Below are 22,156 nucleotides of genomic sequence, written 5' to 3'. Positions count from 1 at the left end.
AGCCTTCGCCTTATGACCTAGGGCTTTCGTCTGACTTTCCTCCCTCCAGGCCGCTGCCTAGTATCGCGCGCTAATCGTGACGGGCGTTGCATTGGGAGGAATTCATGCAGAGCAATTATCTGGAGACCTATCAGTCGTGGATGGGTGAACCGGAGGCATTCTGGAAAGCCCAGGCAGCCAGGCTCGACTGGTTCAAGCCGGCGGACAAGGTGTTCGACGCCGAGGCCGGGCTTTATGGCCGCTGGTTTGCGGGTGCCGAAACCAATACCTGCCACAATTGTCTCGACCGCCATGTCGCTTCAGGCCGGGGGGGAGATATCGCGGTCATCTACGACAGTCCGGTGACCGGTGCGAAGAAGCGCTACAGCTTCGACGACGTGCTGGCCGAAGTAACGGCGATTGCCGCCGTGCTCAAGAACCACGGCGTCGTAAAAGGCGATCGCGTCATCATCTATATGCCGATGATCCCGGAGGCCGTTTTCTCGATGCTGGCCTGCGCCCGTATCGGCGCCATCCATTCCGTTGTCTTCGGCGGTTTTGCCGCGAGCGAACTTGCCACCCGCATCGACGATTGCGGTGCCAAAGTCGTCATCAGCGCAAGCTGCGGCATCGAACCGGGCCGCGTCGTCGCCTATAAGCCGCTGCTCGATCATGCGCTCGACATGGCCAAGGTGAAGCCCGAATATTGTTTCGTGCTGCAGCGGGACGAACTGCATGCGCCGCTGCGCTATGAACATGGCGATGTCGATTTCGCGAAGGCGGTCGAGGTCGAGCGTATCAATGGTACGCCTGTCGCCTGCGAGCCTGTCGCCGCCACCGATCCGCTCTATATCCTCTACACTTCCGGCACCACCGGCCAGCCGAAGGGGGTCGTGCGGGACAATGGCGGCCACATGGTGGCGCTTTCCTGGACGATGGAGAACATCTACGGCGTCAAGCCCGGCGAAGTCTTCTGGGCTGCCTCGGACATCGGCTGGGTCGTCGGTCATTCCTACATCGTCTACGGGCCGCTGCTGGCAGGCAATGCCACCGTGATCTTCGAGGGAAAGCCGGTCGGTACGCCTGATGCCGGAACCTTCTGGCGGGTGGTGGCCGAGCATGACGTCAAGGCGCTTTTCACCGCCCCGACAGCTTTCCGCGCCATCCGGCGCGACGATCCCGATGGGGAATTCATCCGCAGATACGACACTTCCGGGCTGCGGGCGCTGTTCCTCGCCGGCGAGCGGGCCGATCCGGAAACCATCAAATGGGCGGAGAAGATGCTCAAGGTGCCGGTGATCGACCACTGGTGGCAGACGGAAACCGGCTGGGCGATCGCAGCGAACCCCGCCGGCCTCGGCCTGTTGCCGGTCAAGTACGGTTCCCCTGCCGTGCCGATGCCCGGTTACGGGATCGAGGTGCTCGATGATGCCGGTCATCCGGTGCCGCGCGGCACGCTTGGCAACATCGTGGTGAAGCTGCCGCTGCCCCCCGGCTGCCTAGTGACCTTCTGGAATGCCGACGAGCGGTTCCGCTCATCCTGCCTCGAGGAATTCCCGGGATATTACAAGACGGCCGATGCCGGCATCCTCGATGATGACGGCTATGTCTTCGTCATGGCCCGCACGGACGATATCATCAATTGCGCCGGGCATCGCCTTTCCACGGGGGCTATGGAAGAGGTCTGCGCCATGCATCCCGATGTGGCCGAATGCGCCGTTATCGGCATTGCCGATGAACTGAAAGGGCAGATTCCCTGCGGCTTCCTTGTGCTGAAGCATAATGTGAACCGCGATTTCTCGGTGATCCAGCGCGAGATCGTGCAGCTCGTGCGTGACGAAATCGGACCTGTCGCTGCGTTCAAGACGGTGATGAAGGTCGAGCGCCTGCCCAAAACCCGGTCCGGCAAGATCCTGCGTGGAACCATGCAGAAGATTGCCGACGGCCTGCCATGGAAGATGCCGGCGACTATAGACGACCCCGCGATCCTCGACGAAATCACGACTGTCCTAAAGTCGCATGGCCATGGCTGAAGCCGTGTGCATCCGGTGACACCGAGACCCCCAGGTCCGGGGACACCATGAAGAGCGGCTACGAAAAAGCCCCGGCGCGTGACGCCGGGGCTCTTCCTTTAGCCGGATTCCGGCCGCCTCAGAAGCGGTCGTCTTCCTCGTCATCGTTGTGATCGGACTTCAGCGACTTCAGCTTGGCGAAGACGGCGTTGGCGTCGATTTCCTTTTCTTCCTCGCGTTCGTAGCTGAAACCGAGGTTTTCCGTCTCATTGGCGGCCTGCAAGGTTGCACCGAGCTCGGCGGCGGTCGGCAGCGGACGGCCCTTCGACGCCTTCTCCACTTCGAGATCGAGATCGATCTGGCTGCAGAGGCCAAGCGTCACCGGGTCCATAGGCGTCAGATTGGCAGAGTTCCAGTGGGTGCGGTCGCGGATCTGCTCGATCGTGCTCTTCGTGGTGCCGACGAGACGCGAGATCTGCGCGTCCTTCAGTTCCGGATGGTTGCGCACCAGCCAGAGAATGGCATTCGGGCGATCCTGGCGCTTGGAAACCGGGGTGTAGCGGGGACCGCGTCGCTTGGAGTCGGGAACGCGCACCTTCGGTTCCGAGAGCTTCAGCTTGTAGTTCACATCCGCTTCCGCGCGGGCGATTTCGTCGCGGGAAAGCTGGCCGGTGGCGATCGGGTCCAGGCCCTTGATACCCTGCGCCGCTTCACCGTCGGCAATGGCCTTGACCTCGAGCGGATGAAGCTTGCAGAACTGCGCGATCTGGTCGAATGACAGCGCGGTATTGTCGACCAGCCATACGGCAGTGGCCTTTGGCATGAGCAAGGTCTGAGCCATGGAGATAATCCTTCTTCGCGTCCGCGCCGGGTGTCGCGGGCCGTGGGTCTTAACCACAATTTCCGGGAAATCATCGGCCTTATACCCGGAATGTATCGGAATTGCAATTCTTGAAGGTCCGAATGACCTTTGTCTAATTGCTGGCCGCTTGTGAACTGCTATGAATGAATCACATAGGCCGGGGAGGAGTGGTCCACGGCCGTCAGGACATTGGCGCGTCAACATGAGGAGGAGTTCATGTCAGCCAAGATTTATCCGGTGCTCAAATCGGCGAAGACCCGTGCGTTGATCGATAAGGACAAGTACCTGAAATGGTACGAGGAAAGCATCGAGGATCCCGAGAAGTTCTGGGACAAGCACGGCAAGCGCATCGACTGGTTCAAGCCCTATACCAAGGTCAAGAACACCAGCTTCAAGGGCAAGGTTTCCATCAAGTGGTTTGAGGACGGGCTGACCAACGTCTCCTACAACTGCATCGACCGACACCTGAAGACCCATGGCGAACGCACGGCGATCATCTGGGAAGGCGACAACCCCTATATCGACAAGAAGATCACCTACAATCAGCTCTATGATGCGGTCTGCCGCCTTGCCAATGTTCTGAAGGCGCAGGGCGTCAAGAAGGGCGACCGTGTCACCATCTATATGCCGATGATCCCCGAGGCGGCCTATGCCATGCTCGCCTGCGCGCGTATCGGCGCGATCCATTCCGTCGTCTTCGGCGGCTTCAGCCCCGAAGCGCTGGCCGGCCGCATCGTCGACTGCGAATCCACCTTCGTTATCACCTGCGATGAAGGCGTGCGCGGCGGCAAGCCGGTGCCGCTCAAGGAAAACACCGACATTGCCATCGACATCGCCGCAAAGCAGTATGTCATCGTCAACAAGGTTCTGGTCGTGCGCCGCACCGGCGGCAAGATCGAATGGGCCCCGGGCCGTGACATCTGGTATCATCAGGAAGTCGCCAAGGCCAAGCCGGACTGCCCGCCGGTCAAGATGAAGGCGGAAGATCCGCTCTTCATCCTCTACACCTCCGGATCGACCGGCAAGCCGAAGGGCGTGTTGCACACGACGGGCGGTTATCTCGTATACGCATCGATGACGCACGAATATGTGTTCGACTACAAGGATGGCGAGATCTACTGGTGCACGGCCGATGTCGGCTGGGTGACGGGTCATTCCTATATCGTCTACGGGCCGCTGGCGAACTGTGCCACGACCGTTATGTTCGAGGGCGTCCCGAACTTCCCCGATCAGGGACGTTTCTGGGAGGTGATCGACAAGCACAAGGTCAATGTCTTCTATACAGCACCGACCGCGATCCGTTCGCTGATGGGCGCTGGCGACGAGTTCGTGAAGCGCTCGTCCCGGTCTTCGCTCCGCCTTCTCGGGTCGGTGGGCGAGCCCATCAACCCAGAAGCATGGGAATGGTATTACAACGTTGTCGGCGAGCAGAAGTCTCCCATCGTCGATACCTGGTGGCAGACGGAAACCGGTGGCATCCTCATTTCGCCGCTGCCCGGCGCCACCGATCTCAAACCCGGCTCGGCCACCCTGCCCTTCTTCGGCATCAAACCACAATTGGTCGACAATGAAGGCAACGTTATCGAAGGTGCAACGGACGGCAACCTCTGCATCACCGACAGCTGGCCCGGCCAGGCGCGCAGCGTCTACGGGGATCACAACCGTTTCGTCCAGACCTATTTCTCCACCTACAAGGGCAAGTATTTCACCGGGGATGGCTGCCGGCGCGACGAGGACGGCTATTACTGGATCACCGGTCGCGTCGATGACGTGCTGAACGTGTCCGGCCACCGTCTCGGCACGGCGGAAGTCGAATCGGCACTCGTTTCGCACCATCTGGTGTCGGAGGCTGCCGTCGTCGGCTATCCGCATCCGATCAAGGGACAAGGCATCTATTGCTATGTCACGTTGATGGCGGATCACGATGGCGACGAGGCGCTGCGTCAGGCGCTTATCAAGCATGTCCGTTCCGAGATCGGACCGATCGCGACGCCGGACAAGATCCAGTTCGCACCCGGCCTGCCGAAGACCCGTTCCGGCAAGATCATGCGCCGCATCCTGCGCAAGATCGCGGAAGACGATTTCGGCGCGCTCGGCGATACCTCGACCCTTGCCGATCCGGCCGTCGTCGACGATCTGATCGCTAACCGTCAGAACCGCAGCGCCTGAGCTTTCTCGGTATTCTTAAGGACAAAGGCCCCTTTCGAGGGGCCTTTTTATGTTGCGCTGGGCGTTTCCGGCGAATTGCCGAGTGGTGTCAATGCTCCGTCTCCTTTGCCTTGACGGAGTTGCTCAACAACCGATGGCACTGCGGATCTTCTCGACCTGCTTCAGCGAATGGCAGATGTTCTCGCAGGGGATTCCGTCCTTGTCGGCATCGGCGCGGCGATATCCGTTGCACCAGAGCTCGACCGCTTCCTCGCAGCTTGCCACCTGCTTGCAGGTCCGGGCGGCTGCGAAAACGATGCGGTCTCCGGAATTTTGCGCCGAAGCTGCATTGGCGCCGGAGGTGGGCGGTAAAGATGCCATCATCGGCAATATGATGGGAAACAGGTGCTTGAGTGATGTCTTCATCTTCCGTTCCTTATAAAGAAATAGAAGATGATAGGGTGGGACCTGTCCAGCAATCGCTGGCAGCCCAGGCGTGCAGCCTCGAGCTTCTCAAGGACAAGCGGCAGCTTTCTTCCGTCCGCCCCGATAGGGGGCCACGAGGCCTGCATCCAGCAGGATGGAGGATGCATCGCGACCATCCTCGAGTTCGAGGCTTGCGACGACCCTGCCGAAATATTTGTCACCTGAAATATCGAAGAGCGAAAGCGTGGCGGAGGAGGAAACGAGTTCTTCGAGCGCCGAATGCGCGCGTTCGGCGGCGTCACGGATCTCGGGGCAGCGGGACTTGAGTTCCGGCGCATCGATGCCGCGCAGACGCACATAGGTCGTTACATGCTGGTTCGGCCAGGGGGTTGCATCGACGAGAACGGTGTCTCCGTCGATTACACGGATCGCCGAGGCTTCAACCGGACCGCTGATGTACTGCCCAGCCGACGCAGTTGCGGCCGGATCAAAAGCGATCAGGCCGGCAAAGAGGAAAACGCTGCAATGAAACCCATGGCTACGCATAAAAGGAATATATTCCAATGTACGCCCATGGGCAATAGGTATTTATTCATGATTTGGATCAGAAGTCGATCGCCCGACCGTTGATCTCCCAATCGCCGAAGCGGGCGGGGTCGGCGCCGCCGCGTCCGCCGCTTTCTGCCGGCGGCGTTGTTTTGTGCTCGTTGCGGCGGCGTTCCTCCGCCTCGGCAAGAGCGCGCCGCGCTGCATCGCTGAGGACCTTTGCCGGCGGTTCCTGCTCGCGCGTAGCACTCTCGGCGTTGACGGGGTTGTTGTCGTTGTCGGCGTTACTGCTCATATCCGATTCATTCCGGCGATCATTGAAACTTGGCCAAGTCCATTTACATCTAATGCAGTCTTGCGCACCAACCAAGGCTTGAAGCCGGATTTGCGCCGAACGACGGAGAGAAACGATGAATTTCATGCGAACAGCCATGCTGCTGGCCTTCATGACGGCCCTGTTCATGGGTGTCGGCTACCTCATCGGCGGCCAGAGCGGCATGCTGATCGCCTTTGTCGTCGCCGCGGCCATGAACTTCTTTTCCTACTGGAATTCTGATCGAATGGTGCTGTCGGCCTACCACGCCCAAGAGGTGGACGAACGCAGCGCGCCGGAATTCTATGCCACCATCCGGGAACTGGCGCGCAACGCCAACCTGCCGATGCCCAAGGTCTATATCTTCGACAGCCCGCAGCCCAACGCCTTTGCGACCGGGCGAAATCCCGAGAATGCCGCCGTTGCCGCTTCGACCGGTCTCCTGCGCCGGCTCAACCCCCAGGAGGTCGCCGGCGTGATGGCCCACGAACTGGCGCATGTCGAAAACCGCGATACGCTGACCATGACGATCACGGCGACCCTTGCCGGCGCCATTTCCATGCTGTCCAACTTCGCCTTCCTGCTTGGTGGCAACCGGGACGAGCGCAACAATCCCTTCGGTTTCATCGGCGTTCTCGTCGCCATGATCGTTGCTCCGCTCGCAGCCATGCTGGTCCAGATGGCGATCAGCCGTACGCGCGAATATGCAGCGGATCGGCGCGGCGCGGAAATCTGCGGCAGCCCCCGGGCGCTTGCGTCGGCCCTGCAGAAGATCGCCGGGGATGCCACCCATATCGAAAATGACGATGCCGAACGCAACCCGGCGACCGCACACATGTTCATCATCAATCCGCTTTCCGGACAGCGCATGGACAATCTTTTCTCCACCCATCCGAATACGGAGAACCGGATAGCCGCGCTCCTGCAGATGGAGGAGAGCGGTTTTGGGGGATCGACGCGGCAGGCGCCCGCTGCTAATGCGACCCGCAAATCGCGCTCCGTTCCGAATACCGGCTGGGGGCGCGGCGGCTCCGAACGCCCCAAGGGACCATGGTCTTGAACGAACAGACGCGCGGCAAATCAGGAAAATCCTTCCATAAGGCGAAACCGCGCGGCGGATCGGCAAACGGCAAGGACAAGGTGGCTGCTGCCCCACCCAAGGCCGGGCTCGATGCCCGCATAGCCGCGGCGAAGATCCTTTCGGCCGTCGTTGACCGAAAGACGTCGCTCGATGGCATGCTGGATGCCGAACACGGCAATCCCGCGTTCCTGGCGCTCGGCGAGGCAGACCGTGGTCTCGTTCGGGCGATCCTGCAGACAGCACTGCGTTATCTGCCGCGGATCGAGGCGATCCTCGGCCAATTGCTGGATTCGCCCTTGCCGGAAGGCGCTCGCTCGCTGCATCACCTTCTCGTCGTCGGAGCCGCGCAGATGCTCTATCTCGATGTTCCCGATCATTCGGCCGTCGATCTGGCGGTCGAACAGGCCAATCGCGATCCCCGTAACCGGCGCTTCGCCAAGCTCACCAACGCCATCCTGCGGCGCCTTGGCCGGGAGAAAGCAGGGCTTCTGGAAAGCGTCGCCGATGTCGTCTGCATGCCCGGATGGTTCTTCGACCGGCTCGTTGCCGCCTATGGACGCGAGGCGGCGACCGCGATCGCCAGGGCGCAATTGCAGCCGGCGGCTATCGATATCACCGTCAAGGACGATGCGGCCGGCTGGGCCGCGAAGCTCGGCGGTCAGGTGTTGCCGACCGGAAGCGTCAGGCTCGATCCCTTCCGCGGGGCGATTCCGACGCTTGAGGGCTTCGAGGAAGGCGCATGGTGGGTACAGGATGCGGCAGCCGCAGTGCCCGCCCGCCTGATGGGGGACGTCCGCGGCAAGCGGGTGGTCGATCTTTGTGCCGCGCCCGGCGGCAAGACCGCCCAGCTTGTGGCAATGGGAGCGGACGTGACGGCGGTCGAGCAGTCGGAATCGCGGCTGAAGCGCCTGAAGAGCAATCTCGCACGGCTCGGCTTCTCGGCGGATTGCGTCCGGTCCAATCTTCTCGACTTCGTAGGAGAACAGCCTTTCGATGCGGTTCTCCTCGATGCGCCGTGTTCATCGACGGGAACCACAAGGCGTCATCCAGATGTGCTCTGGACCAAGGGGCCGGAGGATATCGCGAAGTTGGCGGATGTTCAGGAGAAGTTGCTGCGTCATGCCTTGACGCTTGTCGGGCCGGGTGGAAGGGTTGTCTTTTCCAACTGCTCGCTCGATCCGCTCGAGGGCGAGGAATTGATCGAGCGAGTGCTGGCTGACAACCCGGCTTTCCGCCGCATCCCAATCCGGCCTGCCGATTGGCCTGGCATGGAGGATGCCGTTTCGCCCAGAGGCGATTTCCGTGCCACCCCCGCCATTCTTGCGGATCTCGGCGGCATGGACGGTTTCTATGCTTGCGCTCTTGCTAAAATTTAACGGAAACTTCACTAAAATTGTTGGAACTTGACGATGCTCGGCATCGCCTGCTCGTTGGCGGCGGCAGAGGGCGCTATGTGAACGCTCCGCCCCCGGCCATCGGGCCGACACTGGGCGGAGCGAAGCGATGAGCGCCTGCGTGCTGAGGACAGGATATCTGACCGGCCTCGTTCGCGGGGTCTTCCGCACTCGATGTCTTCGGGGCGGTATGGAAAGACAATGCAGATTACAGAACGCCAGAAGCTGATTTCTCTCTATCTCGGCGAGGCCTGGCGACGGGCTGCTCGCGGGCTGGCGATCGGCCGTGCCATGCGCCTCAAATGGTCGCCGGCCAATACCGCCAAGCTGATCGTCGCCCCGACCGATCTGCGGGTCGTTGATCCTTTTGTGGCCGAGGAAATCCTTCAGGGGCGTTTTCCGCTCGCCGGCCGCGTTCTGGATGCGGGCGATCGTTCGCCCTTCGATTTCGAACCTCCGTCGCCGGCTTTCGCGACGAGGCTCCACAGCTTCGCATGGCTTCGTCATATCCGCTCCGACAAGAGTCCCCGTGCCTGCGCCAATGCGCGCGCCATCACTGATTCCTGGATCGGTCAGCACGGAGCGCGGACCGGAGGTGAGGCCTGGGATCACGATGTGGTCGCCCAGCGCATCATCGCCTGGCTTTCCCATTCACCTGTCGTCCTGCAGGATACCGATGGCGGCTTCTACCGGCGCTTTCTGGCGAGCCTCGTGTTTCAGGTGCGTTTCCTGCGTCGAGAGGCGGATTTCCTGCCGATCGGCCTGAAGCGGCTGCGTGTCCGGATCGCGCTTGCCATGGCCTCCATCGCCATGGAGTCCCGCTCCTCGACGATCCGACGCGCCGCCCGCGATCTCAACCGCGAGATCGACCTGCAGATCCTTGCCGATGGCGGCCATGTCTCGCGCAATCCGCAGGCAGCGGTCGAGCTTCTGTTCGACCTCCTGCCGCTTCGCCAGACCTATATCAATCTCGGCCACGAGGTTCCCGTGCGGCTCATCCCCGCAATCGATCGGATGTATCCCGCGATCCGGTTCTTCCGCCATCAGGGTGGCGATCTCGCCTTGTTCAACGGCGCGAGCTCGACGCTTGCCAATGAACTCATGTGTGTCCTGCGCTATGATGAAAGTGCCGGCCAGCCGTTCAAGGCGCTGCCCCATTCGCATTTTCACCGGCTTGCGGCAGGTGCGACCGCCATCATCATGGATACGGGCCGTCCGCTCTGCCCGGAACTTTCCAAGACGGCCCATGCCGGTTGCCTTTCGTTCGAACTGTCGTCGGGCCGCAACCGTTTCATCGTCAACAGCGGTTCTCCGCGCTTTGCCAACGACAAGCTCCGGCAGCTTGCCCGCACCACAGCGGCGCATTCGACCGTTGCCGTCGGCACCAGTTCGTCGGCGCGCATTTCCTCCTCCGCCTTCCTCGGTCCGTTGATGAGCAGCGGCGTGACCGAGGTGGTCGAGCAGCGCCAGACCGGGCCGGACGGCAGCGATCGGCTCTGCGTCAGCCATGACGGCTATCTCGCCCGCTTCGGTCTGTGGCACGAGCGCGAGATCCGGCTCAACGAAGCCGGCAACAAGATCGCCGGCCGGGACCGCTTCCTGCTGCCGGACCGCACGCCGTCCGCAAAGCCTCCCTCGGAACCGACGGTCGCGCGCTTTCACATCCATCCAGCAATCTCCATCGAACGGATCGACCAGCGCAAGGTGCGACTCGTCGCGCCTGACGGCGAGAGCTGGGTGTTTTCGTCGCCCGCCAACGATCTGGTTATCGGCGAGGATGTGTTCTTCGCCGATGTCTCCGGCGTGCGTCCTTCCCGGCAGCTCGAGCTGATCTTCACCGGTCCGGAAGTCCGCTGGTTTCTTGCCCATCACGCATAGGATCGACGCTTAAAGGTTTCATCCTGGAGCGGGCTGTGGTAGGCGGCGGCATCGCGTCTGCGATCTCCATCGAAGGCGCAATTCAGATCGGAGAAAACCATGGCCGTCGTTTCCAAGAAAATTCCTGTGCCGGACCGCATCCGGATCCGTACCGCACTCCTGTCGGTGTCCGACAAGACCGGCATCGTCGAACTTGCGCAGGCGCTGAACGCGCTTGGCGTCAAGCTTCTGTCGACCGGCGGTACGCACAAGGCGATCGCGGCTGCCGGCCTGCCGGTGATCGACGTCTCCGAAGTCACGGGCTTTCCCGAAATCATGGACGGCCGGGTAAAGACGCTGCATCCGCGAGTGCATGGCGGTCTTCTTGCGATCCGTGACGACGAGGAACACCAGGCTGCAATGCGCGAGCACGGCATCGAGGGCATCGACCTCTCGGTCATCAACCTCTATCCGTTCGAGGCTGTTCGTGCGGCGGGTGGGGATTATCCGACCACGGTCGAGAACATAGATATCGGCGGTCCCGCGATGATCCGCGCTTCGGCGAAGAACCATGCCTATGTCACGGTCCTGACCGACCCGTCCGATTACACGACGCTGCTCGACGCACTTCATGCTGACGATGGCCATATCTCCTATGCGGCCCGTCAGAAGTTTGCCGCCAAGGCATTCGCTCGCACGGCGGCCTATGATGCGATCATTTCCAACTGGATGGCGGAAGCGCTCGGTATCGACATGCCGGATTACCGCGCTATCGGCGGCGTGCTGAAGGAAAAGATGCGTTACGGTGAAAACCCGCACCAGAGCGCCGGTTTCTACGTTACCGGTGAGCAGCGGCCGGGGGTGGCGACTGCGACGCTCCTGCAGGGCAAGCAGCTTTCCTACAACAACATCAACGACACGGATGCTGCCTTCGAACTGGTTGCCGAATTCCGCCCGGAAAACGGCCCGGCCTGCGCCATCATCAAGCACGCCAACCCCTGCGGCGTAGCGACCGGTCCAAGCCTTGTCGAAGCCTACAAGCGGGCGCTCGCCTGCGATTCCGTCTCGGCTTTCGGCGGCATCATCGCGCTCAACCAGTTGCTCGATGCGGAAACGGCAACCGAGATCGTCAAGCTCTTCACCGAAGTCATCATCGCTCCCGAAGTGAGCGATGAAGCCAGGGCGATCATTGCGGCCAAGCCCAATCTTCGCCTGCTGACCACAGGCACCCTGCCCGATCCGCGTGCGGCCGGCATCGTCGCCAAGACTGTTTCGGGCGGCCTGCTCGTCCAGTCGCGCGATAACGTTCTGGTCGAGGATCTGGATCTCAAGGTCGTGACGAAGCGTGCGCCGACGGCGGCCGAACTCGAAGACATGCGCTTTGCCTTCAAGATCGCCAAGCATGTGAAATCGAATGCGGTGATTTACGCCAAGAACGGCCAGACAGCCGGTATCGGCGCCGGCCAGATGAGCCGCGTGGATTCGGCCCGTATCGCAGCGCTGAAGGCGGAGGATGCAGCAAAGGCGCTTGGCCTTGCCGAACCGTTGACCAAGGGATCGGCGGTTGCCTCGGAAGCCTTCTATCCTTTCGCCGACGGTCTCCTGGCGGCAATCGCGGCGGGTGCTACCGCCGTCATCCAGCCGGGCGGCTCGATGCGCGACGCGGAAGTGATCGCCGCTGCCGACGAGCACAACGTCGCCATGGTCTTCACCGGCATTCGCCACTTCCGACACTGATCCGTTGCAACAATGGAAAACGGTTGGGCCCGGTCGCAAGACCGGGCTTTTTTCATGCCGTTGCCGAAACAGCCGGATGGGCAGCCGGGTAAGGCGTGCGTAGGAGGATGATGAGGCCGATGAGAAGGAAGGCGATCAGGCTCGCCATGCCGATGCGGGCCGAACCGGTCCAATAGGTCAGAAGCGAGAAGCTCAGTGTCGCCATAAAGCTCGTGGCGCGGCCCGACAGCGCATAGATGCCGAAATAGCGCCCAGCCTCCGAGAGGGTGACGCTTCGCGCGAGATAGGATCGCGAGGAAGCCTGCACTGGACCGAAGGCTATGCCGATCAGGACCCCGTAGAGGATATAGGCCTTCTCCGCCGGCGTCGAAAACAGACCGTCGCTGACAGTGGCTGGCCATTGGACGAGGCCGAACAGTGTGAAGTCCCTGCCGGTGGAAATGATCCCGACAGTTGCCGCAAGCAGGAGGAGAAGGCTCAGCACCACGACGAATTTCGAGCCGAGCAGACGATCGATGAAACTCGCCACCATGCAGCCGAAGATCGCCACGACGTTCAGGATGATGCCGTAGATGCCGATTTCCATGGTCGACCAGCCGAACATGGCGGCGGCGAAGATGCCTCCGAGGGTCAGAAGGCCGTTGACGCCGTCCTGATAGATCATCCGGCCGACCAGGAAACGGAAAATTCCGGGTTTCCGGCGCAATTCCAGGAGCGTTTTGCCGAGATCCGCCAGACCCGAGCGAACCGCGGCCGGAAGCGGCTTGCCACGCCCAGCATCGGGCGTGAAAAAGAACATCGGCAGGATGAAGACGAGATACCAGAGTGCCGATATCGGGCCGGTGACGCGCGCGTCCTCGCCGGTCACCGGATCAAGGCCGAAGAGCGGGGAAGCGCCGAGCAGCGTGTGGCCGTCCGTCGGGCTTGCGGCGATGAACAGAACCACGCCGATCAGCACGATCATACCTCCGAGATAGCCGAGGCCCCAAGCGATGTTGGAGACACGCCCGACATCGCGCGTGTTGACCAGTCGCGGCATCATCGAATCGTTGAAGACGATGGAGAACTCCGCCGAAATCGTCGCGAGAACCATCAGCAGCACCGGATAGACGACGGGCGAGCCCGGTGCCGCGGTCCACAACAGGCAGAGGCTGACGATCTTGATGACGGCGAAGAAGGCGATCCATGGCTTTCGTGAGCCGGATTCATCGGCGATCGCGCCGAGAACGGGCGAGAGCACGGCGATGATGACCGAAGAAATCGTCGCCATGTTGCTCCACATCGCCTGCGCGTTGACCGGATCATCGGTCAATCGCGAGACGAAGTAGGGGCCGAAGATGAAGGTCGTAATGACGGTGAAGAACGGCTGGGCGGCCCAGTCGAAAAACATCCAGCTCACCACCCCGCGGCTGAAGACCGGTTGTTTCACCGTTTCCACTGCGTGCGTCAATGTCCGCCCCCTTCCGCCAGCGCCATGTTTATCGCGAACGGCCGTGGGCGAGATCGCTCACGAGGCTTGCCGCCACGGCGATCTTGGACAGGCTTGCCTCCGCGCCTTCGCTTAGTGCCAGCAGTTCGGCCCCGAGACGATTGATGCGCTGCAGATCGGCAGAATGCCATGCCCTGACAGGTTGTTTCTCCCCGGCATGGCTTGTGAGCGCAGAGATCACGATTTCGCGCCGCGCTGCGCCGATCTGGTCGAGACTGCGGAAGAGCGCGAGGCTGTCATAATGGTCGTTGGTGGCGACGCGGGCGCCGAGCGCCAGAATGCGGTCGATGCGGAAGATTTCAGATACCGCGAAATAGCCCTCGATGGCGCGGGCGAGCGGCGCACCCGTCCGCTCTGCGATCTGCATGACTTCAGGCACCAGCAGCAGGGCCTGCAGCTTCACGACCTCGGCTGCCACGTCTGCCGGCACGCCCGAAGCCGTCAACTCCGCCGTCTCGGCCTCGAAATGCTGCCTGAGTTGAGCTGGAAGCGTCGAGGAGAGCGCTTTTTCGCAGGCCTTCACTGCCGTCTTGAGGCGTGGCAGAGCCTCGCCGAGTGGCGCGGCGGAAAGCCCAGTCTCGACGATCAGGCGCGTCACGCCCTCGTAAACCCGGCCAACAGTTGCATAGAGTCGGTTCTGGACCTCGCCGGGAATGGTTGCATCAAGCGCGTCGATGCGGTCCCAGACCGCCGGCAGGTCGAGGCCGTCCCGGGTCAGCAATGCCGCCTTCACGACCTCTGCCGGCGGTGCTCCGGTTGCATCGCCGACGGCAACCACGAAGCCCGGGCCGCCGCGATTGATAACGTGGTTGGCCAGAACGGTCGCAATGATCTCGCGGTGCAGGCGGTGGCCGGCGATGTCCTTCGCATAGGTCTTGCGCATGCGGGCGGGGAAATAGTTGGTGAGAGCGGCTGCGCAATAGGGATCGTCCGGCAGGCCGGATTCAACGATCTGGTCGAACAGGACGATCTTGGCGTAGGAGAGCAGCACGCCGATCTCCGGCCTGGTGAGGCTCTTTCCTCCGGCATAACGCTCGGCAAGCGCGGCGTTATCCGGCAGCGTCTCGACCTTGCGGTTCAACCTGCCGGCCGCCTCGAGATAGTTCATCAGCCGGCTCAGTTCCTCCCTGTTTCCAGACCCCTTGCGTTCGCTGAGCGAGATCGCGAGGCTTTGCAGGTAGTTGTTGCGCAGCACGAGTTCACCGACTTCCTCGGTCATTTCCGAGAGCAGGCGGTTGCGCTTGTCACGGGTCAGACGGCCATCGGCCATCGGAGGGGCAAGCGCGATCTTGATGTTGACCTCGACGTCGGACGAATTCACGCCGGCGGAATTGTCGATCGCGTCGGAATTGATGCGGCCGCCGTTCAGCGCATAGGCGATACGGCCGCGCTGGGTGACGCCGAGATTGGCGCCCTCGCCGATCACCTTGGCCCGGACTTCGGTGCCGGTCACGCGGATTGCGTCATTGGCGCGGTCGCCGACCTCCGTATCCGTTTCGCTCGCCGCTTTCACATAGGTGCCGATGCCGCCGAACCAGAGCAGGTCGACCGGGGCCTTGAGGATAGCGCTCATGATGTCGAAGGGCGTCGCGACCGGCTTGTCGAGGCCGATGGCTGCTGCTGCTTCGGGCGTCAGGGCCACGGATTTCTCCGAGCGTGAAATAATCATCGCACCCTTGGAAAGCGCCTTGCGGTCGTAATCTTGCCAGCTCGACCGCGGCAGTTCGAACATGCGCTTGCGCTCGGCAAAGGAGCTTGCCGTATCCGGGTCGGGATCGATGAAGATGTCGCGATGGTCGAAGGCGGCGATCAGGCGGATCTTTTGCGAGAGCAGCATGCCGTTGCCGAAGACGTCGCCGGACATGTCGCCAACGCCGACCACGCTGAAAGGCGTAGTCTGGATATCCACGTTCATTTCCCGGAAGTGGCGCTTGACCGCTTCCCAGGCGCCGCGCGCGGTGATGCCCATCTTCTTGTGGTCGTAGCCGGCGGAACCGCCGGAGGCGAAAGCGTCGTCCAGCCAGAAACCCGCAGCCTGGGCAAGGCCGTTCGCGGTGTCGGAAAAAGTGGCGGTGCCTTTGTCCGCGGCAACGACAAAATAAGGATCGTCCTCATCAAGCCGCACGGTATCGGCGGGGGCCACGACCTTGCCGCCGACAATATTGTCGGTGATCGACAGCAGCGTGCGGATATAGGTCTTGTAGGCCTCCGTGCCGGCGGCAAGCCAGGCGTCGCGGCTTGCGCCTACCGGCAGCTGCTTGGGATAGAAGCCGCCCTTGGCGCCCACGGGCACGATGACCGCGTTCTTGACCTGCTGCGCCTTGACGAGCCCCAGCACTTCCGTGCGGTAGTCCTGGGCGCGGTCCGACCAGCGCAGGCCGCCGCGGGCGACCTTGCCGAAGCGCAGGTGCACGCCCTCGACCTCAACGCCGAAGACGAAGATTTCGCGGAAAGGCCTGGGGTCCGGCAGGCCGTCGAGAAGCTGCGGGTCGAACTTGAAGGCCAGCATCGTGGCTGCGTTGTCGTTCTTCTGGAAATAATTGGTGCGCAGCGTCGAATCGACCGCGTTGATGTAGCGCCGCAAAATGCGATCCTCATCCAGACTTGGTACGGCGAGGAGCGCGGTTTCGAGCTCCGCATGAATCTCGGCAAGCTTGCGGGTGCGGGCCTTCTCGGCGAGTTTCGGATCGAAGCTCACATGGAAGAGATCGAAGATCAGTTTGACGATCGCCGGGTGCCGGTTCAAAGTTTCGGCGATATGGCCCTGCGAGTAGACGAAGCCCGCCTGCCTGAGATAGGCGGCATAGGCGCGCAACACGGTCACTTCCCGCGCCGACAAGCCGGCGGCCAGCACCAGGCGGTTGAAGGTGTCGTTGTCGACCTTGCCTGTGAAGGCGGCGAGGAAGGCTTCCTCGGTAATCGCCCTTTTCTCGGCAATCCCGAAGGCATCATCGCCATGGACCTGCAATTCCATGTCGTGCAGGACCACAAGCGCTTCGTCACCCTTGTCCCCGGTGGAGACGTGGATATCGAAGGTGCGCTCGCTGATGACCCTGAAACCGAGATTTTCAAGAAGCGGCACGCGACGCGACAGCGGCAGATGGGCGCCCGCATGGAAAATTTTGAGGTAAAGCTGCCTGCCGGCATCCGTCGTGGTCTCATGGAAGGCGATCGATACGGGTTCGCCGGCGAGGCATGCCTGGATATGGGCGAGGTCGTGGACTGCTTCTTCCGGCGAGAAGGCCTCCTGATAGGCCTGGCTGACGGCAAGTCGCGGCGCCTTCGGGCCGGCCAGCGTCTCGAACCGGTCGCTCCAGCGGGCTGTAATTTCCCGCACCGCTTCCTCGAGCGCCGCCTGAGGAATGCGCGGTGTCTTGCCTTCGGATCGGCCGATGATGATGTGTACGCGTGCCACACCGCCTTCCGGGAATGCTGGATAATAGGCGGAAACGCGGCCCTGATAGACCTGGGTCAGATAGCTACCGATCTTCTCGCGTACGACGGAGTTATAGTCTTCACGGGGAACATAGACGATGAGTGAAACAAACCGGTCGAACTGGTCGATGCGCGGCAGGACGCGCACGCGCGGACGTTCCGACAGGTCGTTGATCTGTTCGCAGAACTTCGCAAGCAATTCCGGCTCGATCTGGAAGAGGTCATCGCGCGGATAGGCTTCCAGCGTGTTCTGCAGCATGCGGCCTGAATGGCTCTGCGGGTCGAAGCCGAAATGGTCGGTCACCTTGCGGGCCTTGGCGCGAAGCAGAGGGATCTGGCTCACCGAACCCGTGTAAGCGGTCGAGGTGAAGAGGCCGACGATCCGCAGTTCGCCCACCACCTTGCCGTCCTTGTCGAAGCGTTTGACGCCGATATAGTCCATGTAGGCACGGCGATGCACGATCGATTTGACATTTGCCTTGGTGACGATGAGGAAATCCGGCCCCTGCAGGAATTCGAGGATTTCCGGCGTCGTGGTGACAGCGTTCTTGCCCTGACGAAGGACGAGCACGTCGGGATCGGACAGGATGCCGAGCCCCTCGCCCTTGTTGCGTTCCAGGATCGCGGCGGTGCCTTCGCCGGAATAGACATATTCCCGCATGCCGAGGAAGGTGAAGTTGTCGTTGCGCAGCCAGTCGAGGAAAGCGAGGGCCTCGTCGCGATCTCCCTTGCGGCGGCCGGGAGCGAGTTCGCCGAGTTCGCTCATCGCCGTATCGAGCAGTGCGAGCATCTGCTTCCAGTCCGCTGAGGCCATGTGGACCTGGGCGAGAACGATTTCCAGGCGCGCTTTCAGAGCTTCTGCCTGCGCGTCGGTTAGCGGAGCAAGATGAAGCTGGATATAGCTGGTGCGGATCGCGCCTTCCGGCTCCTCTTCCTCCGGATTGGCGAGCGAGACCTGGCCACCCGGCACCACTGACAGGATCGGATGAACGGCCATGAAGATATCGCGGTAGAGGCTCGTGACCTCGCCCATGACCGAATCATACAGGAAAGGCTTGTTGCGTTCGATGATCGAAAGGACGCTGACCGGGGTTCCTGCCGGCGTGACGTCGGCGACCGGTGCGATGACCACGCGCGGCGTGTCGCCATCCCAGGCGGCGATGTCTGCTGCTGCCCGCAGCGAGGAAAACGCGAGCATTTCGGGGGTATAGTTGTCGAGATCGTCGCCGCTTGCACGCCCGAACAGGATGACGGGATCAATGAAAGGCTCCTGGATCGCCTCCGCTATCCGGCAAGCGGCCTCCAGCTGAGGTTCCCGCTTGAGCTTCCTGTTCACGACCATTGCTCTCTCCCTTTCAATGTCATGCGCATGTTGCGTGCATGATTCATAAAACAATTTGCCAAATGATGTATCTGCATTCGAGCCAGAGACCGATATTTCCGCTGTTTGAATACGCGATAAATATGACGCAGCAGATGCGCGATATTGACAGGTCCGACACAAAAGGCGGATCAACGGCGCGAACGAAAGTGGAAATCCGGTCATGACAGAGAAGTTAAAGGGTGCCGTCATCGTCATTTCGAGCCATGTGGTCCGGGGATCGGTCGGCAATCGCGCCGCCGTCTTCGCGCTCGAGAGCCTCGGTTTTCCCGTCTGGGCCCTGCCGACGGTGGTTCTTCCGTGGCATCCCGGCCATGGCCCCTCGACGCGGCTTACCTTTGAGGACGCGGATTTCGACAGGGCTATCGACGACCTGATCCGCGCGCCCTGGCTTCCCGAAGTGTCCGCCGTCCTGACCGGTTATTTCGGCAACAGCGCCCAGCCACGTTCCGTCGCCCGCCTCATCGAGGCGCTGAAGGCGAAGAAGCCCGACCTTGTCTATATCTGCGATCCCGTGATGGGCGATCTTGGCGGTCTTTACGTTCCGGAGACAACCGCCGTGGCCATTCGCGATCATCTCATTCCGCTTGCGACGATCGCTACGCCGAACCGCTACGAACTCGCCTGGCTGGTCGGCAGCGCACTGGAGAGCAACAACGACATCATGGAGGCCGCGCTTTCTCTCGGCCCGCCGCAAATGCTGGTGACTTCTGCAGTTCCGATGATGGCCGGTGGAACCGGCAATCTCTATCTCAGCGGCCGCAATGCGCTTCTTGCCGAGCACCGGCTGATCGACAATCCGCCGAACGGCCTCGGCGACCTGCTCTCGGCCCTGTTCCTGGCAAGGCTGCTCGAGGGCCTGCCCGAGGAACGGGCGCTTCAGCTTGCCACCGCCGGCGTCTATGAAATGCTGGCGCGCACAGCGAAGAAGGGCGGAGACGAACTGACGCTGGAAAGCGACGCTTCCAGCCTGTCGTCGCCGATGGCGCTCGTCCAGATGCGGCGGCTCGTTCATCCGGCGCAACGTCCGAAGCATCGCTGAAAATGCAAGGCAGCCAACACTTCGAAGTTTGCATGAGACTGTTGCCATGAGCGTCAGCACACGCTAATCGAAGAGCCATGAAGAGCTTCCCTATTCCCTTGATCGACGGATATCGCAACTTCATGAATGGCCGTTACACGGCCGAACGGGAGCGATACCGGCAATTGGCGGACCAGGGGCAGAAGCCCCAGACGCTAATCATTGCGTGCTGCGATTCCCGTGCGGCTCCGGAAACCATCTTCGATGCCGGTCCGGGCGAACTCTTCGTGGTGCGAAACGTCGCCAACATGGTGCCGCCCTACGAACCCGACGGCCATTATCATTCGACGTCGGCAGCGCTCGAATTTGCAGTGCAGGGCTTGCGCGTCAAGGACATCATCGTCATGGGGCATGGCCGCTGCGGCGGTATCCGGGCGGCGCTCGATCCCAATGCGGAACCGCTTTCTCCCGGTGACTTCATCGGAAAATGGATGGGTCTCGTCAGTTCCGCCGCCGAACAGATCCAGGGCAATTCGGTGATGACGGACACGGAGCGCCAAACTGCGCTGGAACGCATCTCAATCCGCAATTCGATCGCCAATCTCAGGACCTTCCCCTGCGTGCGCATCCTCGAGGAGCGCGGCAAGCTTCAGATCCATGGCGCCTGGTTCGATATTGCCAATGGCGAACTCTGGGTCATGGACCCGGACACTCGGGATTTCGTCCGTCTCGACATGGAAGCGGATGCCGAAGAGCCGCATGATCCGTCCTCGCTAATTTAGAGGTTGTTATCACCTTCACCGTAGACTGCCCTTGATTTTAAGGGGCTGAGCCGCGCGGAAATTCCGGGCGCTATAGCGACGCTCGCGGTGAATGGATGAATCTGGAAGGCACGAGAAGGATCATCATTGCGGCACTGCTGCTGCCCAGCCTCATCATGGCGGCTGAGGCAGTTCTTCTTCTGCGCAGTTACTACCAGAACTACAGGAACTTCGAGGCCGGAAAGCACTACGCCTATATCGTGTCCGATGCTGGCAATATTGCCTCTTCCATCGTTGCCGAAGAGGCGCATTCGACAACCCTTTTTCTTGCGGATAGAAGCGACGCAAACCGGGAAACGCTGGCGGTGCGGCGTTCTGATCTCGACGGCCGCCTCGATCGTTTTCTGGCTCTTCTGGCGCTCTATGCGGAAGAGGAACGCAACCTCCACCTGCTGATTCGAGAGCTATGGCGGGTTTCCGAACGCCTGAAGACGTTCCGCACTACAGTCGATAAGGGTATTGCAAGCGTCGATCAGGTCGTTGGATATTACAAGCCCGTTTCGAACGCACTTTTGGAACTGGTCGCTGCACTTCGTTATGAGATCGAAGATCCCGACCTTTCGCGGCAACTGAGCCTGCTGGTTGATCTTCTCGATGCAAACGAGGCGGGACTGATGGTCGCCTTTTACGGAACCGAGCACTTCCGCGGACGCCGGTTGTCGAAGCAGGACCTTGAGACATTCAACCAGTCGTTCGCCTTCCTGACTGTCGTGACCGAGCGGCTCTCCCTATTTCAGGATGCAGGTGCGATCAGGCGACTCCAGGATTTTGATCTCTCCCTTGACGGCAGATGGCTTGCGCATACGGCGCGCGAGATTTCCGCGGGAAAGGCGCAGCCGTCTCGCCTGATGTTGCACCGATGGTCGCGCCTGCAGGACGACAGGACTGCTCTGTGGCAGAGCGGCATCCGTTTCGCGCTCGACGACATCCGCGCGAGTGGCGACGCGCTTGCCCTGCGTTCCCGTTTCCTGCTCGAATTGCTGGTCGGAGCAATGGCGGTGTTTTCGGTGCTGGTCGGAGTGGTGATCCTGCTGGCGGCAAAAGGGGTTGCGTTTGCCAGCCGATTGATGCGGGAAAGGGAATTGCTGGTCGGAGAACTCCGGAATGCCGCCCAGACGGATCTCCTGACCGGTCTCTACAACCGGCGCGGTTTCGATGCCGCGACGACCGCACTGCTGCACGGGCGGGAAGGGATGGGCGCGATCTCCATGGTTATCTTCGATCTTGACCGGTTCAAGCAGATCAACGACGTTCATGGGCACGATGTCGGCGACATGGTGCTGCAGCGGGTCGCCCAGATCGCGCGAAACAGTTTCCGTTCCCAGGATCTTCTGTCCCGTCATGGCGGCGAGGAGTTTGTCGCCCTTCTACCGGATACGTCTCTCGACGATGCAGCGGCACTTGCCGAACGGGTTCGTATTGCCATCGAGGCGGCGGAAATCCGTCTCGCCGATGGGCGGAGCCTGACCGTAACCGCAAGCTTCGGCTGTTCGTCCGCGGAAGGCGGCAAAACGCATGCGATGGTCAACGAACTGATTAAGAAAGCCGATCTGGCCCTTTATGCGGCGAAGTTTTCCGGCCGCAACCGGGTCGTCGTCGACGGCGCGGCGGATGTGCTTTCCGCCGAACGCCGCAATTCACAGCAGACCTGACG

15 protein-coding genes are annotated in these 22,156 nt (G+C 61.5%); 9 read left to right on the top strand and 6 right to left on the bottom strand.

Annotated elements, in window-relative coordinates; genetic code table 11:
* Positions 1 to 104: 104 nt before the first annotated feature.
* Entirely contained in the window at positions 105 to 2,012 is a 1,908-nt protein-coding gene (locus ACLBKR_RS18270) for a propionyl-CoA synthetase (RefSeq protein ID WP_113338053.1), read from the top strand.
* Between the two features lie 118 nt (positions 2,013 to 2,130).
* Here ACLBKR_RS18270 and ACLBKR_RS18265 read toward each other — a convergent pair whose 3' ends face one another.
* Complete coding sequence (locus ACLBKR_RS18265; RefSeq protein ID WP_112830637.1) at positions 2,131 to 2,832, bottom strand: DUF1013 domain-containing protein; 702 nt, start codon at positions 2,830 to 2,832, stop codon at positions 2,131 to 2,133.
* A 237-nt stretch (positions 2,833 to 3,069) separates the two neighbouring features.
* Between ACLBKR_RS18265 and acs the strand changes: the two genes are divergently transcribed.
* A complete protein-coding gene (gene acs / locus ACLBKR_RS18260) occupies positions 3,070 to 5,022 on the top strand; it encodes an acetate--CoA ligase (protein WP_112830636.1) in 1,953 nt (650 codons plus the stop codon).
* A gap of 123 nt (positions 5,023 to 5,145) precedes the next feature.
* Here acs and ACLBKR_RS18255 read toward each other — a convergent pair whose 3' ends face one another.
* The 3 genes from ACLBKR_RS18255 to ACLBKR_RS18245 form a co-directional block, all read right to left on the bottom strand.
* A complete protein-coding gene (locus tag ACLBKR_RS18255; protein ID WP_414899923.1) occupies positions 5,146 to 5,427 on the bottom strand; it encodes an excalibur calcium-binding domain-containing protein in 282 nt (93 codons plus the stop codon).
* Positions 5,428 to 5,514: 87 nt separating this feature from the next.
* A complete protein-coding gene (locus tag ACLBKR_RS18250; RefSeq protein WP_113338054.1) occupies positions 5,515 to 5,973 on the bottom strand; it encodes a thermonuclease family protein in 459 nt (152 codons plus the stop codon).
* A 58-nt stretch (positions 5,974 to 6,031) separates the two neighbouring features.
* Positions 6,032 to 6,268 (bottom strand): DUF1674 domain-containing protein, encoded by a 237-nt coding sequence (locus ACLBKR_RS18245; protein WP_414901823.1) that lies wholly within the window; start codon positions 6,266 to 6,268, stop codon positions 6,032 to 6,034.
* Between the two features lie 115 nt (positions 6,269 to 6,383).
* Here ACLBKR_RS18245 and htpX point away from each other — a divergent pair, with 115 nt between their 5' ends.
* From htpX to purH, 4 genes are all read left to right on the top strand, one after another.
* Positions 6,384 to 7,346, top strand: a complete 963-nt coding sequence (gene htpX / locus ACLBKR_RS18240; RefSeq protein ID WP_113338055.1) for a zinc metalloprotease HtpX — start codon at positions 6,384 to 6,386, stop codon at positions 7,344 to 7,346.
* Positions 7,337 to 8,743, top strand: coding sequence for an RsmB/NOP family class I SAM-dependent RNA methyltransferase (locus tag ACLBKR_RS18235; RefSeq protein ID WP_113447510.1), 1,407 nt, complete (start codon positions 7,337 to 7,339; stop codon positions 8,741 to 8,743). The genes htpX and ACLBKR_RS18235 overlap by 10 nt, the downstream gene beginning before the upstream one ends.
* A gap of 219 nt (positions 8,744 to 8,962) precedes the next feature.
* Positions 8,963 to 10,639: a heparinase II/III domain-containing protein gene (locus ACLBKR_RS18230; protein WP_113486280.1), complete on the top strand. Its 1,677-nt coding sequence runs from the start codon at positions 8,963 to 8,965 to the stop codon at positions 10,637 to 10,639.
* A 99-nt stretch (positions 10,640 to 10,738) separates the two neighbouring features.
* On the top strand, positions 10,739 to 12,355 hold the full coding sequence (purH, locus tag ACLBKR_RS18225; RefSeq protein ID WP_113486278.1) for a bifunctional phosphoribosylaminoimidazolecarboxamide formyltransferase/IMP cyclohydrolase: 1,617 nt from the start codon (positions 10,739 to 10,741) through the stop codon (positions 12,353 to 12,355).
* Between the two features lie 52 nt (positions 12,356 to 12,407).
* On the opposite strand, the gene ACLBKR_RS18220 is transcribed toward purH, so the two are convergent.
* Positions 12,408 to 13,745, bottom strand: coding sequence for an MFS transporter (locus tag ACLBKR_RS18220; protein WP_113486315.1), 1,338 nt, complete (start codon positions 13,743 to 13,745; stop codon positions 12,408 to 12,410).
* Between the two features lie 88 nt (positions 13,746 to 13,833).
* Entirely contained in the window at positions 13,834 to 18,621 is a 4,788-nt protein-coding gene (locus tag ACLBKR_RS18215; protein ID WP_414899919.1) for an NAD-glutamate dehydrogenase, read from the bottom strand.
* Positions 18,622 to 18,823: 202 nt separating this feature from the next.
* Between ACLBKR_RS18215 and pdxY the strand changes: the two genes are divergently transcribed.
* From pdxY to ACLBKR_RS18200, 3 genes are all read left to right on the top strand, one after another.
* Positions 18,824 to 19,702, top strand: a complete 879-nt coding sequence (gene pdxY, locus ACLBKR_RS18210; RefSeq protein WP_112830628.1) for a pyridoxal kinase PdxY — start codon at positions 18,824 to 18,826, stop codon at positions 19,700 to 19,702.
* Between the two features lie 77 nt (positions 19,703 to 19,779).
* Positions 19,780 to 20,463 carry a carbonic anhydrase gene (locus ACLBKR_RS18205; RefSeq protein WP_112830627.1) on the top strand — a complete coding sequence of 228 codons (684 nt, stop codon included), beginning with the start codon at positions 19,780 to 19,782 and terminating at the stop codon, positions 20,461 to 20,463.
* A 95-nt stretch (positions 20,464 to 20,558) separates the two neighbouring features.
* Positions 20,559 to 22,154, top strand: a complete 1,596-nt coding sequence (locus ACLBKR_RS18200; protein WP_112830626.1) for a sensor domain-containing diguanylate cyclase — start codon at positions 20,559 to 20,561, stop codon at positions 22,152 to 22,154.
* The last annotated feature ends 2 nt before the right edge of the window (positions 22,155 to 22,156 follow it).

It is taken from the genome of Paenirhizobium cremeum (genome assembly GCF_047553425.1).
In the GTDB taxonomy this organism is placed as follows: domain Bacteria; phylum Pseudomonadota; class Alphaproteobacteria; order Rhizobiales; family Rhizobiaceae; genus Allorhizobium; species Allorhizobium cremeum.
The sequence above is the reverse complement of the archived record's forward strand: the minus strand, read 5'-3'. Positions and strand labels throughout refer to the sequence as shown.

Excerpts from the sequence above, each read along its gene's own strand:
- ACLBKR_RS18265 (WP_112830637.1), bottom strand. The coding sequence starts at position 2,832 with ATGGCTCAGACCTTGCTCATGCCAAAGGCCACTGCCGTATGGCTGGTC.
- ACLBKR_RS18230 (WP_113486280.1), top strand. The coding sequence starts at position 8,963 with ATGCAGATTACAGAACGCCAGAAGCTGATTTCTCTCTATCTCGGCGAG.
- purH (WP_113486278.1), top strand. The coding sequence starts at position 10,739 with ATGGCCGTCGTTTCCAAGAAAATTCCTGTGCCGGACCGCATCCGGATC.
- ACLBKR_RS18245 (WP_414901823.1), bottom strand. The coding sequence starts at position 6,268 with ATGAGCAGTAACGCCGACAACGACAACAACCCCGTCAACGCCGAGAGT.
- pdxY (WP_112830628.1), top strand. The coding sequence starts at position 18,824 with ATGACAGAGAAGTTAAAGGGTGCCGTCATCGTCATTTCGAGCCATGTG.
- ACLBKR_RS18270 (WP_113338053.1), top strand. The coding sequence starts at position 105 with ATGCAGAGCAATTATCTGGAGACCTATCAGTCGTGGATGGGTGAACCG.
- ACLBKR_RS18250 (WP_113338054.1), bottom strand. The coding sequence starts at position 5,973 with ATGCGTAGCCATGGGTTTCATTGCAGCGTTTTCCTCTTTGCCGGCCTG.
- ACLBKR_RS18220 (WP_113486315.1), bottom strand. The coding sequence starts at position 13,745 with ATGTTTTTCGACTGGGCCGCCCAGCCGTTCTTCACCGTCATTACGACC.
- ACLBKR_RS18215 (WP_414899919.1), bottom strand. The coding sequence starts at position 18,621 with ATGGTCGTGAACAGGAAGCTCAAGCGGGAACCTCAGCTGGAGGCCGCT.
- ACLBKR_RS18205 (WP_112830627.1), top strand. The coding sequence starts at position 19,780 with ATGAAGAGCTTCCCTATTCCCTTGATCGACGGATATCGCAACTTCATG.
- ACLBKR_RS18235 (WP_113447510.1), top strand. The coding sequence starts at position 7,337 with ATGGTCTTGAACGAACAGACGCGCGGCAAATCAGGAAAATCCTTCCAT.
- ACLBKR_RS18255 (WP_414899923.1), bottom strand. The coding sequence starts at position 5,427 with ATGAAGACATCACTCAAGCACCTGTTTCCCATCATATTGCCGATGATG.
- acs (WP_112830636.1), top strand. The coding sequence starts at position 3,070 with ATGTCAGCCAAGATTTATCCGGTGCTCAAATCGGCGAAGACCCGTGCG.
- ACLBKR_RS18200 (WP_112830626.1), top strand. The coding sequence starts at position 20,559 with ATGAATCTGGAAGGCACGAGAAGGATCATCATTGCGGCACTGCTGCTG.
- htpX (WP_113338055.1), top strand. The coding sequence starts at position 6,384 with ATGAATTTCATGCGAACAGCCATGCTGCTGGCCTTCATGACGGCCCTG.